At 48.2% G+C, this 14180-nt stretch carries 12 protein-coding genes and 1 tRNA gene; 6 read left to right on the plus strand and 7 right to left on the minus strand.

Translation table 11 applies throughout. The annotated features are described in order from the left end of the window. Window positions 1–280 precede the first annotated feature (280 nt). A tRNA-Val gene (locus H6F90_RS13525) sits at window positions 281–354 on the minus strand. Between the two features lie 166 nt (window positions 355–520). On the opposite strand from H6F90_RS13525, the gene H6F90_RS13530 reads away from it, so the two are divergent. Together H6F90_RS13530 and H6F90_RS13535 are read left to right on the plus strand one after the other, a co-directional pair. Next, window positions 521–2947 (plus strand): TIM-barrel domain-containing protein, encoded by a 2427-nt coding sequence (locus H6F90_RS13530; protein WP_190552972.1) that lies wholly within the window; start codon window positions 521–523, stop codon window positions 2945–2947. 109 nt (window positions 2948–3056) lie between these two features. Beyond that, complete coding sequence (locus H6F90_RS13535) at window positions 3057–3266, plus strand: RNA-binding S4 domain-containing protein (protein ID WP_190552973.1); 210 nt, start codon at window positions 3057–3059, stop codon at window positions 3264–3266. An 84-nt stretch (window positions 3267–3350) separates the two neighbouring features. On the opposite strand, the gene H6F90_RS13540 is transcribed toward H6F90_RS13535, so the two are convergent. Next, window positions 3351–4556: a hypothetical protein gene (locus H6F90_RS13540; RefSeq protein ID WP_190552974.1), complete on the minus strand. Its 1206-nt coding sequence runs from the start codon at window positions 4554–4556 to the stop codon at window positions 3351–3353. A 559-nt stretch (window positions 4557–5115) separates the two neighbouring features. On the opposite strand from H6F90_RS13540, the gene H6F90_RS13545 reads away from it, so the two are divergent. Together H6F90_RS13545 and H6F90_RS13550 are read left to right on the plus strand one after the other, a co-directional pair. Beyond that, a complete protein-coding gene (locus tag H6F90_RS13545; protein ID WP_190552975.1) occupies window positions 5116–5976 on the plus strand; it encodes an SDR family oxidoreductase in 861 nt (286 codons plus the stop codon). A gap of 507 nt (window positions 5977–6483) precedes the next feature. Further along, window positions 6484–6846 (plus strand): DUF1257 domain-containing protein, encoded by a 363-nt coding sequence (locus tag H6F90_RS13550; RefSeq protein ID WP_190552976.1) that lies wholly within the window; start codon window positions 6484–6486, stop codon window positions 6844–6846. A gap of 217 nt (window positions 6847–7063) precedes the next feature. Here the strand turns inward: H6F90_RS13550 and H6F90_RS13555 are convergent, their stop codons facing one another. After that, a complete protein-coding gene (locus tag H6F90_RS13555) occupies window positions 7064–7570 on the minus strand; it encodes an orange carotenoid protein N-terminal domain-containing protein (protein WP_190552977.1) in 507 nt (168 codons plus the stop codon). 274 nt (window positions 7571–7844) lie between these two features. Here H6F90_RS13555 and H6F90_RS13560 point away from each other — a divergent pair, with 274 nt between their 5' ends. After that, window positions 7845–8129 carry a photosystem I reaction center subunit PsaK gene (locus tag H6F90_RS13560; protein WP_242016965.1) on the plus strand — a complete coding sequence of 95 codons (285 nt, stop codon included), beginning with the start codon at window positions 7845–7847 and terminating at the stop codon, window positions 8127–8129. A 163-nt stretch (window positions 8130–8292) separates the two neighbouring features. Here the strand turns inward: H6F90_RS13560 and H6F90_RS13565 are convergent, their stop codons facing one another. Continuing rightward, window positions 8293–8874, minus strand: a complete 582-nt coding sequence (locus H6F90_RS13565) for an NADPH-dependent FMN reductase (RefSeq protein WP_190552978.1) — start codon at window positions 8872–8874, stop codon at window positions 8293–8295. A gap of 177 nt (window positions 8875–9051) precedes the next feature. Continuing rightward, the gene (locus H6F90_RS13570) at window positions 9052–9786 is read right to left on the minus strand and encodes a glutathione peroxidase (protein ID WP_190552979.1); all 735 of its coding nucleotides are present in this window, start codon (window positions 9784–9786) and stop codon (window positions 9052–9054) included. 187 nt (window positions 9787–9973) lie between these two features. Here H6F90_RS13570 and H6F90_RS13575 point away from each other — a divergent pair, with 187 nt between their 5' ends. Beyond that, window positions 9974–10687 (plus strand): response regulator transcription factor, encoded by a 714-nt coding sequence (locus H6F90_RS13575; RefSeq protein ID WP_313930055.1) that lies wholly within the window; start codon window positions 9974–9976, stop codon window positions 10685–10687. Here the strand turns inward: H6F90_RS13575 and H6F90_RS13580 are convergent. Continuing rightward, complete coding sequence (locus H6F90_RS13580; protein WP_190552980.1) at window positions 10679–11674, minus strand: sensor histidine kinase KdpD; 996 nt, start codon at window positions 11672–11674, stop codon at window positions 10679–10681. The genes H6F90_RS13575 and H6F90_RS13580 overlap by 9 nt on opposite strands. Window positions 11675–12017: 343 nt before the next feature. Continuing rightward, window positions 12018–14141 carry an ATP-binding protein gene (locus H6F90_RS13585; RefSeq protein ID WP_190552981.1) on the minus strand — a complete coding sequence of 708 codons (2124 nt, stop codon included), beginning with the start codon at window positions 14139–14141 and terminating at the stop codon, window positions 12018–12020. Window positions 14142–14180: the final 39 nt, after the last annotated feature.

Raw genomic sequence — 14180 nt, forward strand, 5'->3', positions numbered from 1 at the left:
CGACTCACCTACCGCTCTCAAAAAGCGAAGCAGAAGCTCCAAGCGGTTTAGTTGCAGATCCAGAGGGCAAGGAGTGACTTAATCAACATCCCTTTCTATTTCCGATAAGGTTTAGTCTGTCGGAATGCAGAGCAACCAGGTTTGACCGTTGTAGCCCCCGACCTAAATGCTGAGGATGCCTTAAAGCTGCTTAGGTTGTCTGGGCTATCTAACCTAAGTTAGACTAGGACAAGTCTAGGACAGTTTGATAGGCTTTGGGACAGAAGCGCTAGCTTCTAGATGGACACAACTGGACTCGAACCAGTGACCCCTACGATGTCAACGTAGTGCTCTAACCAACTGAGCTATGCGTCCTAGCGATTTATAAATGTATCACACCCTTCCAGGAAAGCGCAATCCCTCTAGTGAATCGGGAATAACTTTCCTTAGGCAGTTTTTTCTAACCTAGCTGCTGCAAAGTCAACTAGCCCGAAAAGTCCTTGCTACCTTGGGAAACTGAGGGTCTCTAGGGAGAAATGCTGTGCGATATCAGGTTGTAGGCGATCGCGTTGTTTGTGGCTCTGCTCGCTTTAGTGCCTTGAGCCAAGGCTTAATTCGTTTGGAGTGGTCAGCAACAGGGCAATTTGAGGATCGACCCACCGTCCAAGCAATGACGCGACCCCAAGCATTACCCTTTCAAGCGATCGCCTGGACCGAGGCTGGTGTACTCCAACTACAAACTGAACTGATTCAAATTCACTATCGACCGGATACTCAGCCATTCAACGACAACAACCTGCAAATAGAGTGGCGCTGTGGGACACAAAAAGGAAGTTGGACTCCTACAACTGTTGACTCTGCCAACTTGGGCGGTACATTCTGTAGCCTTGACCTAATCCACCGCAATCTCCGACCCACTGAGGTGCATCCGGCGGCAGTAGAACGCGCCTACCCTTACACCCAAGAATGGCTTTACAACCCGATGAAAAAGGCTCACCTGAGCTTGCGCGATCGCGGAGAGACTACCCGCTTTGAGGAGCCACCGCTCTGGTATCTCGATCGCCACCGTCAGGAAGAGTTACCGGAGGAAGTGCGGCAAGTTTTGCAAGAGTGGCACCGCTTCCCACCAGGAATTCTCAGCCGGAGTGGTTATAGTGTCTTGAATGACTCAGCTAGTGCCCCCCTAGAAAACAACTGGCTAGCTCAACGCTTTGACCCAGAAGGCCAAGATTGGTATTTCTTCGCTTACGGCTCTGACTATGCTCAAGCTCTACAAAACTTTGTCCAACTTTGTGGCCCAGTTCCAATGTTGCCGCGCTGGGCTTTTGGGGTTTGGTTTTCGTTGTTTGGGCAACTCTACGACACTGACTACCACAACTTAGTGAAGCAATTTGAGGCACTTGACCTACCACTCGATGTTTTGATTTTGGATGTGGATTGGCATTTGTCGGGTTGGTGTGGTTGGGATTGGAACCCAGAATTTTTCCCAGATGCACCGACCTTTCTAAAGCAGATTCATGAGCAAGGACTGCATGTCGGAGCGAATGTTCACCCAGAGGGCTTGGCTCCGGGCGATAGCCAGTTCCAAGCTTTGTGCGAAGCGCGAGGACTAGACCCAAATGACGTCAAAGCGGGAAAGGTATTTGCAATCAGAAACCCGATGTCCAGTTGGATTTTTGAATCTTGGCATCCGAGCGGAATGGCAGAATATAAGCCCACCCAAGCAGAGCTAGAAACGGGTTGGTTGTTGTTTAACTTGGCTGAGCCAGAAGAAGCTCGGTTATTTATGCAGGTGCTGCACGGTCCGCGAGAAGCAGATGGCATTGATTTTTGGTGGATTGATGGCTCCAGCGCGATTCATCCCGGCGTTAACTCTCAGCTTTGGACAAATCATGTTTATTTCACGCATCTAGCCAATCGTTCCCAGCGACCGATGATTTTGTCTCGTACCGGGGGTATTGGTTCCCATCGCTATCCCGCTCAGTTTTCAGCGGATACCTACTCGCAGTGGGAAGTGTTGCAGTTACTCGTAGATTTTACGGCACGGGCTGGCAACGTTGGGGTCGCCTATTGGTCACACGATTTAGGAGGTTTCTACAACCATGTGCCTGGTGTCCCCTATATTGACCCTGAATTGTATGTGCGTTGGGTGCAGTTTGGTTGTTGGAGCCCGGTGGTGCGCTTGCACTCAGACCACGGCAAACGAGAGCCTTGGGCCTATGGCCAGTGGGTCTTAGACGCAGTCCGCCGAGCCTTCCAGACGCGGATTCAGTTTCTCCCCTACTTCTACCACCTCAGTCGAATTGCCTATGAAACAGGATTGCCCCTCTGTCGGCCTCTGTATCTGCATTATCCCGAAGATCCGGTTGCCTATGAACAACCAACTCAGTATCTCCTGGGCGATCGCGTCTTAGTAGCCCCTGTAGTAGAAGCAGGCGGATATCGCTCCATCTATTTGCCTGTAGGAGGTTGGTGGCATCGAGAAACCTGTAAATTCTATCGAGGAGCGCAACAGTTAGATCTGTATGTACCGCTGCACCAAGTACCCGTGTTTGTAAAAGCAGGGGCCATTTTGCCGCTACAGCCTATGGCTTTACGAGCAGGGAACCAACCAGCCGCCACGCTACTACTCGAAGTTTATGCGGGAGATGCTGGCGACCTGGATTTTTATGAGGATGATGGTATGAGTCAGGCATATTTGACTGAAGCAGGCAGTCGGCGGCGATTTACCCAACAGCAAGCATCTAGCCAGCACATTCTAACTTGTGAAGCAATCCGAGGCACCTATGCAGATATGCCCGCTGTCCGGAATTTCCAAGTCCATTGGATTGGTTTAACTCCTCACAGCCGAGTCACAGTTCAAGGGGCAGAAATCAGTGATTTGCGCTGGGTAGGCGATCGCTTAGAAGTAACACTGCCTCAAGTTCCTCAAGCAGCTCATTGGCAGTTGGTGGTGACTGAGGAATAAGACAAGTTAGAGCTAATTTCGCGATCGCCCATCTCCAAAGCAGGAACATTCAGAGACAATAGAGAATAGCAATAACGACTTCTACTGAGACTCCTCTCTCTGACCTGGTATGACTAAGACGAGCGATACGATTAAACTAGATCAATTTTTGAAGGTGATTGGGCTTGTAGACACCGGTGGTCAAGCCAAGATGATCATTCAAGATGAAGTAGTGAGTGTCAACGGTGTTTTGGAAACTCGTCGGGGTCGCAAACTAGTGTCCGGCGATCGCGTCACCGTGGATGACCAGACTTTTGAAGTAGATTTGGATAACCTCTAATTCGCCTCTCTCTTCCTCATCTTCGTTTCAACTGTACGACCCCCAGCCGCTTCTTTATTATGGAAGGACTGAGGGGTTCAGTCTTTAGCGATTAGCACCCGCCAATGGATGCGCTCCCTCTGTGGTCATGCGATAGTCGCCACCCATTTGACTGCGGTGTTCTTCAATCACCTGTTCACTGGGTACGCCACCCGCGTTGACCGTCTTTTGATATTGGAAGTAGCGAGCATCCTCAGGGAGTTGCTCAACTGGCACAAATTCCGTATCTTGGGTAGTCAAGTTTACCTGATCTGCTAAAACTTGACGGATATAGTCTTTGTTTTCTTCAAAGCGCATGGTCTCCGGTAAGCTTGGGGGCAAGAATTCTTCCGGATCGCGATTTTCATACTGACGAAGTAGATCGCAAGCAATTCGCAGATGCTCAATCTCCATGTTCAAGTGGAGTTCCCATATTTGCTTGATCCGGCGATCGGACTCTTGCTGCATGAATGAGTAGTACAGATAGCACTCGTTGTACTGGTGCAGAACTTCCTGCTCTAGCCAAGAAGCATTGGGGTCCAGCAGAGATTCATAATGAGTGACGTGCTGTTCCTCAATCTGAGCAATTTCTAGGTAGAGTCCCCGTGCCAACGGGTTCATGGGACGATTGCCCACGTTCATGTAGAAGTTCATGGTCTGTTGCTCGGAAGCAACCAAGGTCAGCACGTGCAGCAGGGAGACCGGGTCAGCTTTGGTGCGATCGCTGGGTCTACGCACATCATCATAGGGATGGCGGTGTTCTGCGACTGTTGGCCGTCCTGGCATAATCTCAGTCAACCGACCTGTGACTTCTTCGGCTTTCTTGCCTTCGGTCATTTCTAGCAAGTTGGCATAGCGATAGAGATGGTCGAAGTCCTCTAAAAGACCAAATTCAAACGCTTGCTTGATATAAGGATCAGGTTCATGACGAGCTAAAAAGGCCGTGAGGTCAACTGCAACCTGCTCATAGCCAATCGTGACTTCCAAGGTCGATTCATTACCGGGCGTGAGCCAGTTAACCACTTTCTGCTGTTGCTGCTCCACTCGACGCAGCATGGCGAGTTGTCTCCGCAAGTCTGGGTCGGCGGTGTGGCGCGCAAATTGATGAGAGAAAAATATCCCTTCCGTTTCAATTCCGTTCATCGTAATGACACGGGTACGAGTATAGGGATCAACTTGATCTTTGATATAGGGCTGAACGTTTAGCTCGGACCAATTTCGTAGCTGTTGATCAAGCGGAATTCCTTTTTCAGCTAGCGGATTAAAGCTCATTATTTCACCTGCTCAAATTATGTAAAATGCCTCGAATTAATCAGTGCAATCGGCTTTTCTCAATCGCCTTCTATTGATGAATTCAAGGTGCTGGCATTTTCAAAGTATTTGCTATTAAGCAGCTTAGTGGCGATCGCTCACAGCTTCTTCCACTGAGGACAGAGAGGCTGCTCTATCCAAAGTCGTAAAAACGCTGTATCTGAATGAAGTGTAACTGTACCCATAAATACTGCCCGTGCTGAATAGCAGCCTATTGCTATAACCAATCAATCATCTAAATCGCCAAGCTACTTAAAGTATCGGGCATCACAGCTTGACTTATGAGAAACTCACCTATAGAACGACCTAAATTTATCTCTAATGAAGCAGAAATGAACTAAAAGTGCGTTCTAAAGTGAACATGCTCGCCGAAGCTAATAAGGCGGCAGATTAGGAAACAGCCAAAAGAATTTAAATAGTTGGATTCGGCAGGTAAAGAGCAGATTCTCAACTTAGCTTATGGCTGACTTCTAAAAATCTTTTAACAGAGAAATACAGCAAAACTCCGGGAGAAGCAACGATGAGTCAATCCAAAGAATTACAACCACCCCAACATCAGAATCAACAGCCTGGTCTTGAGTCTGAAATGACGCCCAGACCCCAGTTTGATGACTCTAAATATCGGGGAAGCGGCAAGCTACAAGGAAAAGTCGCTCTGATTACTGGAGGAGATAGTGGCATTGGACGCGCTGTAGCAGTTTTCTACGCCAAAGAAGGAGCTGATGTAGCACTCCTTTACCTGAATGAGCATCAAGATGCAGAAGATACCAAGCGCCGAGTTGAAGCGGAAGGCAGACGCTGTATCACCATTGCAGGTGATATTGGCGACGAGCAATTCTGCAAAGAAGCTGTACAGCAAACGGTACAGCAACTAGGCTACCTCGACATTTTGGTGAACAATGCGGCTGAGCAACATCCGCAGCAAAGCATTGAGGACATCACAGCAGAACAACTGGAGCGTACTTTTCGCACTAATATCTTCAGCATGTTCTTTTTGACGAAAGCTGCTCTGCCCCACCTCAAAGAAGGCAGTGCCATCATCAATACCACTTCGGTCACAGCTTATAAGGGCAATCAGCAACTGCTAGACTACTCTTCTACCAAGGGCGCGATCGTTGCCTTTACCCGTTCTCTGTCGCAATCTCTGGTCGAAAAGGGTATTCGGGTGAATGGCGTTGCCCCTGGACCAATCTGGACTCCTCTAATTCCTGCGACCTTCCCAGAGGACAAGGTCAAGAGCTTTGGGTCACAGGTGCCGATGCAGCGAGCTGGGCAGCCAGAAGAAGTTGCACCGAGCTATGTCTTCCTGGCTTCTGATGATTCCTCCTATATGTCTGGGCAAATTCTGCACCCCAATGGTGGCGAAGTTGTTGGGGGATAACAAACTCTCAACAAAACCGTTTGTATATTGGTTGCCCATCAACATTACGGAAATTTCTTTGAGTCAGAAGTGTGGCTGATTTAGTCACAATACTCTACGCGAAGCGATTCAGTATCATTATCAAACCTAGGAGTTGAGGCCAGCTGCGCCACCTGTTTTAGAAAACTCCTAGGTTTCTTTTTTCTTAAAATCAAAAAAGTTAATTTACGCCATTTTGTCTGATGTAACTGAAGCTACTACTGGTTTAGGGATACAGCTCTACCTTTAGGAGTTTGCAAGATTGGCAGAAGTAAACCTTTAGAACAATGAAACTTAACAGACTATTACATAGATTAGTTATGTGATCTATTGCCAATAACCAATAGCAATAGAGAGCTCTGAAATTATTAATGCCTTCAGTGTGGTGCGAATGAAGCTAGCTCTACTGCACACCGGGTATCGCTGATTAACATTGCATATTTCGATCAACTCACAAATTCACCCATTTCACCCATTTAAGGACTACCTATGTCTCACTTTAGTACTCTTCGCAGCAAGCTCACAGACGCTGAATTGCTTAAATCTTCTCTCGCGGATCTGGGCCTAGTTGCTAGTATAAACACCGATGTGCGCGGCGCTTGTGGTCAAAAAGTTCGGGCTGACATTGTAGTAGCGCTCAAAGGCGATTACGACTTAGGTTGGGTTCGCAATCCCCAAGGATCATTTGACTTAATTGCTGATCTTTGGGGTGTTGCTAAGAGCCATAACTTAGCTAACCTAATGAATAGCATTAATCAGAAATACGCGATTAACAAAACATTGGCAGAAGTCAAGCAACCCGGTTTACAAAATGCCAAAGTCAACTTGATGGTGCAGCAATCAGTTGCCTAAGAATTTCTACTGATTGTAGTTTTGCTTCGCTCTAACTTCACTTTTCTCCCTTCAACTTTTGGTTGAGGGGGGTATTTTTGTGATCTGCGCCTGCAAGCATCAACCTATTTAGCAAGAGAAGTATAACGAAGCGATCGCCCTGCCCTCAAGACAGCTCAAAGGCAAGGCGATCGCTCATGTTCAATTTAGGCTAATGAATTCGGGCGAATCAAACTTACTAAACAATCTGACGTAAAAAGTCAACTTGCTGACTGACTTCTAAAGACTTCAGATGATTGATGATTTCTTGAGCGCCAGAAGACAGTTGGGTCGTCGCTGCTGTCGAGATAGCATCTCTATCCAACTCTTGAGCTAAGCGATACCAGAACGCTAAGCGAGCATTAGGATCCAAAGATTGGTAATGGCTGAGAGGATCTTTGGTGCCACCAGGAATCAATTCTAGTAACGCTTTACTGGGGTGGGGGTCAAGTGCTACTTCCTCGCGACCGCTTTGTTGGCTAGAAAACACGTCGCGGATAAATTGCAGCTGATCTTCTGAACGCAGCTCTTTGACGTGCTTGACGAGTTGACTAATTTCGTTAGAGGAAGTCACTCCAGAACTGGGAAAAGAGATCGATTGACCTAACTCGGTATAAAGATAAGCCAAAGCAGCAATTTGCTGATCCACATCTAGGTGCTGAAAAGATCGCAGAGTTTGAGCGGTATTGGTATTTGCAGATGTCATAACAGATGTCCAAAACAGTAATCTCACACCCGCATGCTAAACACCTGTGGCCCAGGTAACGCCTATATAAAGACGGAAGATAAGTTTTGTTACTAACACTAATAAATCCTTCGTCAGGCTGAGGTGCGATCGCCAATACAACGGGACGATGAATCCTAGCGATGTTCTGGCCGCAGAATTAGCCAACTTCCTACTTCAACTACATTAGGCAGATGGTTATTGCGTCCGGTTAATGTTGATCAATATAGTGTCTCAACAAGTAGGAGAAAGCATCTTGATTCACTCTATGTTGCTGGCAGCAGTCCCCGCTGCTACGTCCCAAGACCCCACTGCTTTGTGGAACTGGCAAGGCACCCCCATTATGATTGGCTCCTGCCTACTGGCTTTGTTCATTGCCAGCCGCACCGTCCGCTTTCCCAAAGTCGGTCCTAAGATGCCTCTCGGACCATTCTCTGGCCTACTGAACAACATGAGTGTTGCCACCTTCTTAGGCGCAATGAGTTTTGGTCATATCTTGGGAGTTTTAGGAATTTTACTAAGTTCCAGTTGGCTCAAATAAAAATAGCAACTCTACAAATTCGTTGATAGATTTAACTGCTCGCGCAAGCTAGAAAATTTGTTGCGATAGCTTTTAATCTACTATGACAAGTGATTTATAAAATTGAGAGAGGGATATGGTTTTGTCGTATCTCTCTCTCAATTATTTTTTAGCTGTTATGCCTTTAACTCTGTAACTTTGTCAGTATTTGAGCGACTTTAGCGCCGAGATTCTCAACGGTAGTTTGTTGAGCGCTATCTTTCAAGCTGCCATCTGGATTAAATGCTTCATGAGCTTTTGCGATCGCAATTTGGTCGGGAATGACTAAAACTTGGATATTAGACAGAATACTGCGAACATGAACCAAGCCTCTTAGCCCCCCTAAACCGCCCGGAGACGTACTCATAATTGCGGCTACTTTATCTGTAAAAGCAGCTAAGAAGGGTTCACCAGGGGTAGAACGAGAAGCCCAATCGATCGCATTTTTGAGCACTCCAGAGATAGAACTGTTGTACTCAGGAGAAGCAATCAGGAGTCCCTGATGAGCTACCATGATCTCCTTAAATTTCAAGGCATTGGCAGGAATGCCTTCAGCCGCCTCTAGATCCTCATCATAAAGTGGCATTGGCAAATCGCGCAGATCTAAAAAAGTAACTTCAGCGCCCGCAGCCCGAGCCCCTGTAGCGGCAATTTTAACCAGGGTTTTGTTGTAGGAATTCGTTCGGGTACTGCCCGCAAAAGCCAAAATTCTGGGTGAGTTAGCCATAAAAATTGATTTTCAAAGATATCTTTACCGAAAAACAGAGCTGCAATCGCAGTTGAGTGAGTTTTAGCTAGTATCCTTAAACACAAAACGCGATCGCGGCTTTCAAATCTCATTCTAGAGACGAAAGTCAGCGATCGCGTTACGCTTAAATCACTCTAGTCAAGCTACTTAGAGCAACTAGGCTACACCCAAATAATCTGCCAGGGCTTCAGACCCACCAATCAATTTGCCGTCAATAAATACTTGAGGGACTGTTGTTCCTCCGGCCATTGCTCGCAACGAGCGTGTCGTCGCATTTTTACCAATCACAATTTCTTCGTAGGCGAGGCCGCGCTCCTTCAACATCTCTTTAGCCCGAACACAAAACGGGCAGCCTTCCTTTGTAAATAAGGAGACGCATTCAGGCTTCACAGCATGAGGATTGATGTACTTGAGCATTGTATCGGCATCCGATACTTTGAAAGGATCTCCTGGTTCTTCTGGCTCAATAAACATCTTCTCAATCACACCATCCTTGACTAGCATGGAATAGCGCCAAGACCGCTTACCAAAGCCCAAGTCAGTCTTATCAACCAACATCCCCATGCCTTCGGTGAACTCACCGTTACCATCTGGAATGAGTGTAATATTACCAACGTCTTGGTCCTTAGCCCATTCGTTCATCACGAACGTATCATTGACCGAAAGACAAAGAATACTGTCTACACCATTTTCCTTAAAGGCTGGAGCCAACTCGTTGTAGCCAGGTAAATGAGTAGAGGAACAAGTTGGGGTGAAAGCACCAGGTAAGGAGAAAACAATTACAGTCTTTCCGGCAAACAGATCATCAGTTGTGATGTTAATCCACTGATTGTTCTGTCGAACTCGGAAGGTGACGTCAGGAACTCTTTGTCCTTCGTGGTTAGGCAACATAAGTTTCGCTCCTCGCTGGGTTTGGATGTAAAGTTTTGCATCCTATGACTGCTTAAAGCGTACTCATTATGAGTATGCCTGTCAATACACCCTAGGAAGTTCTACCTGAATCAAGCTGAGAATAATAGAGGCGCTATAGAACTACTCTGGCTTTGTCCAGCATCACTCATTCAGGTGAGTCACCTGGGTGAAGTGCAAAGTTGAAGTAGATGCCTACACTAAGGCTGTATTGCCACAAGATCTATTTATGAATGCCACTATCTCATCGCCAACTTTACGGGTTTTGATTATTGAAGATGACCCAATGATGCAGTTGGGTCTGGAACAGTCATTACAAGCTGATTCGGCGTGCATCGTTGTGGGACAGGCAGAAGATGGGTATTTAGGTGTAGAGGCAGCTCTAAGACTCAAGCCAGACCTGATTATCATGGACATTGGTCTGCCCCGACTAGATGGAATCGCGGCCACTCAAAAAATTAAGGCTGCGCTCCCTGAGGTGCGGGTCGTGATGCTGACCTCACACACGGCAGAAACAGAAATTATTGCAGCCCTCTCTAGTGGAGCCGATGCCTACTGTATCAAGGGTGCTAGTTTAGATCGACTCCAAGCAGCGATCGCCGCAGCTCAGGAAGGCGCTACCTACCTTGATCCTCAAATTGCCCGTCGTGTGATCGATCACCTCAAGCCGCCTACGCCCAACAGTGGCATTGGGCAACTGTCGGAACGCGAGCTGGAAGTGCTGAAGCTGATGGTCGAAGGACTAAGTAACCCCGAAATCGCTGCCAAACTCTACCTAAGCCCCAATACCGTCAAAACTCACGTCCGGGGCATCATGAATAAGTTATCAGTAGACGATCGCGTGCAAGCCGCAGTGGTCGCTTTGCGCTCTGGTTTAGTTTAAGCCTGGCGTGATCGCTAGCCGAGTCGGGGCATAACTGCTAGAAGCAACCGCTGTTGCTAGGGGCAGCGTAAACCAGATGATCGAACCTAGTTCGGTGTTGATAACGCCAATTTCACCTCCATGCGCTTGAATGATTTGCTGACACAGGTGCAGTTGCACGCCCAAACTCGTAGAACAGCAAGCATGGGGCGATCGCACTTGCAATTCAAAAAAGCGATCGCATTCTCGAGAGTCCCAGCCCTGCCCATCATCGAGTAGAGTACAGCGCAGCATCCCAGCTCCCACTTCGGCAGCAAGAGTTAAATGTAGCCCAGGTAGATTATGTTGCAAGGTTGCGGTCACTAGGTGTGCAACCACCCGTCGAATTTGGTCCGAATCTGCCAAAATGGGTGGCATATTGGCAGGAAGCTGCGGCGTAATTCTCGCTTGGTTGGCCCTTAAAAGGGGTGCTAAGTCCTGCAAAATAGTTTGACTGAGCGCTGGAAACTCTACAGGTTCCAGTTGCGACGGTACGGTTTGCTCTGTCGTAGCGTAGGTTTCGAGCAAGGCGCTCATAGCATGCAGTTGGCGATCGCTGGCTTGAACCATCCGTTCTACTCTAGAGCGAGTGATTGTAACCGTCTCATCTCCTTGCTTGAGTAAGTTCCGCAAAACCATCAAGGTACCCATGAGGAAAGGGCGCAGATCATGCTCCATGACATGAAACAGTACAGCTTGCCGTTGACGTACTTCCTGAAGTTCAGTAGAGGCAGCCTGCAACAACGCTTCTACCCGATCTAGCGGCTCTGGGGTGGTGTTGGTTGCGCTTATTGCGCTTAGATTAACGGTGCTAGCTTCTGCCTGAGGTTGACTGCCTACAAACCCTGATAACTTTGATAAATGCTGACTGGCGCGAGGGTCTGCGAGGAGTTGTTGTAGTTGGGTAAAGGCTGCCTCATCGCGACAGCAATTTCGTAAAGCCTGGAGGTAGTTCACATCAGCAATCATAATTTAGTTCTTATAGAATTTAATTTTGGGGATAAAGCGAAGACAAGCGAATCTTTAGACAGCGATTTTGCCGCCCTAATCAGCAACCACCTGATATGCGTAATCTCAACCAGGCTGTGCCAATATAGTCAGCTTGGTAGTGGCTCAAACTTTATTAGTTTGGTTAAACACACCGTTAAATTGCTGTGAAAATAACCAGTTCGCGCTAGTTAGAAAGACTGACTTCTTTGCGGAATCAGCTTGAGAGCAGGTGTAGCTGATTTCAAACTCAGTTTGTTTAATCACCTTAGTTTTATCTTAGGTGGAGGTAAGGCGATCGCACCTCGCTCACATGATTCACCCATCAAGGTGATTTTGTGGTTGCTCCTACAGGTGCCAAAGGTAAGGTAAACCAGAAGGTCGAGCCAACCTCAGGACTGCTAGTCACGCCCATCTCTCCCCCATGAGCCACAATAATTTGACGGCAAAGATATAAACCTAGTCCTAGTCCGGTAGAGCGACGGGTTTGAGGTCCGCGAGAATACAGCTCAAACAAATGCTCGCGCACCTCTGGGTTGATGCCTGCTCCGTTGTCTTGCACTTGGCAAAGCAGCGAGTTGTCTCGTTGTTCCACGCTGACACTCAAGCTCACTCCTGGCGGGTTGTGCTTCAGGGCGTTTGCTAGTAAGTTTTCTAGCACTCGGCGCAGTTGCAAGGGATCTGCTGGAACGGCAGGTAGATGGTTCGGAATCAGAGCTGTGGCGCTAACTTGGTTTTTAGAGAGCAGAGGCTCAAAATCCGTCAGCACATCTATGATCAGTTGCCCAAGTTCCAGCGGTTCAGCCTGAAGGACAATCCCCCCCACTTCGCTGGCATGGACTTCTAAAAGCGAGTTAATTAAATACAGTTGGCGATCGCTACTTTGAGCCATCCGCTCCAAAATGCTACGGGCCACCGGGATCACCGCCTTGCCAGAACCGTTGGAGTTATCAATAGGCAGCGATTCACTTTTGAGCAAATTCCCCAACACCATCAACATCCCAGTCACTGGGTTGCGGAGGTCATGAGAAACGGCGTGCAAGAAAACCCGCAATGCATCTTCCACCCGCTGGCGTTCAGCAATTTCCACTAGCAGTTGCTCATTGGCCGCTCGAATATCCGCAGTTCGCTCCTGAACTCGGACTTCTAACTCTTCATTGCGCTGTTCTAGAACGCCAAAGGAAGCACGTAACTGCTCCGCCATATTCTGAAACGCCCGAGCCAAGACCCCGACTTCATCCTCTCGCTCCACGGGCACCGTTTGCTCCCACTCACCTTGGGACAAAGCTTTAGCCGCTCGGCTCAAATGCAAAATCGGCTGCGCAATCCAGCGCGAGGTGAGAATTCCCAGCACAATCGCAGCAATCAAGGCGGCCAAACATAGCAAAATTGTCGATCGCGTGTTGGCCTCGATTTGCTCCATGAAGTCTGTTTCTGGTACTACCACCACGATCAGCCAATCCAAACCTCGCTGATCTGGTAGCGGTAGCACTTGCAGAAATTGACGCTTATTCTCCAACTGAAAGTCGAGCTGTTGGCTACCTTGAATTTGCCGCAAATCACCGAAGCGTTGCTGTAAGTGCTGCGCCGTGGCTCGAATCAACTCATTGCGGCTAGCAGTCGCGGCCAGTCGCTCCTGCGTTTTGCCATCAGCGCTGAGGATGAAAGGTTTCTCAGGCAGCGAAGTTGCAACTAGAAGCCCCGATCGCTCCATGATAAAGGTTTGCCCCGTTTTACCAATCTTGAGGCTGCGGAGAAAGTCGCCGATTTGAGACAACACCAAATCAGCCGCCGTCACCCCAATCAATTTGCCTTGGGCATCGTACAGTGGCTGGTCAGCCGTGATCGTGAGTTTTTGTGTGGAGAAGTAAGTGTAGATCTCGGTCCAAATCGGTTTACCCGCTTTCACACTGGTTTTGTACCAATCCCGCTGGCGCGGGTCATAATTGGGTTTACTTTGCACCAGTCGCGTGCGGTTTCCGCGGCTATCCGTGGTGTAGGTTTGGAAATTTCGGCCTGTGGCGCGATCGGAGACTTCAATCTGTAAGGCACCATTATCTAAGCGCTCTACTCCGATGTATTCTGCCTGCTCTGTCCCCAACGAGATGTAGCTCACCGTCTTAAATTGCTGCATCTGTTGCCAGAAATAGCGTTCTAAACCAGGGATGTTTTCAACATTCAGTAATCCCAAGCGAATGGCATCAGCGTTAATGCGGTTGACGAGATGAGGAGTTTCTAGATAAGTCGTGACATGCTGCTGAATCCGGGCTGTCACCTCCGTCCGTAGCTGGCTAGCCACATCGTTGACCGCGTTCTGACCATTGCGTAGCGACAGCCAACCTGTCAGCCCCACTGCGATCGCAATTTGCAAGACAAAAGGAGCGACCAGAACCGTTTGCAGTGGCACTTTCTGCAATCGCTTGGTGATAAGAGTGGCAGGGTGTTTCATGCAGGCGTCCTTGCCAATCCGCAGAATCTCGCAACGCTT

Origin of the sequence: Trichocoleus sp. FACHB-591 (assembly GCF_014695845.1) — a bacterium.
In the GTDB taxonomy this organism is placed as follows: Bacteria; Cyanobacteriota; Cyanobacteriia; order FACHB-46; family FACHB-46; genus Trichocoleus.

Bases quoted from the DNA above. Each gene is read 5' to 3' on its own strand.
- H6F90_RS13580 (WP_190552980.1), bottom strand. From the start codon at position 11,674: ATGATTGCTGATGTGAACTACCTCCAGGCTTTACGAAATTGCTGTCGC.
- H6F90_RS13555 (WP_190552977.1), bottom strand. From the start codon at position 7,570: ATGACATCTGCAAATACCAATACCGCTCAAACTCTGCGATCTTTTCAG.
- H6F90_RS13550 (WP_190552976.1), top strand. From the start codon at position 6,484: ATGTCTCACTTTAGTACTCTTCGCAGCAAGCTCACAGACGCTGAATTG.
- H6F90_RS13545 (WP_190552975.1), top strand. From the start codon at position 5,116: ATGAGTCAATCCAAAGAATTACAACCACCCCAACATCAGAATCAACAG.
- H6F90_RS13570 (WP_190552979.1), bottom strand. From the start codon at position 9,786: ATGTTGCCTAACCACGAAGGACAAAGAGTTCCTGACGTCACCTTCCGA.
- H6F90_RS13535 (WP_190552973.1), top strand. From the start codon at position 3,057: ATGACTAAGACGAGCGATACGATTAAACTAGATCAATTTTTGAAGGTG.
- H6F90_RS13540 (WP_190552974.1), bottom strand. From the start codon at position 4,556: ATGAGCTTTAATCCGCTAGCTGAAAAAGGAATTCCGCTTGATCAACAG.
- H6F90_RS13565 (WP_190552978.1), bottom strand. From the start codon at position 8,874: ATGGCTAACTCACCCAGAATTTTGGCTTTTGCGGGCAGTACCCGAACG.
- H6F90_RS13585 (WP_190552981.1), bottom strand. From the start codon at position 14,141: ATGAAACACCCTGCCACTCTTATCACCAAGCGATTGCAGAAAGTGCCA.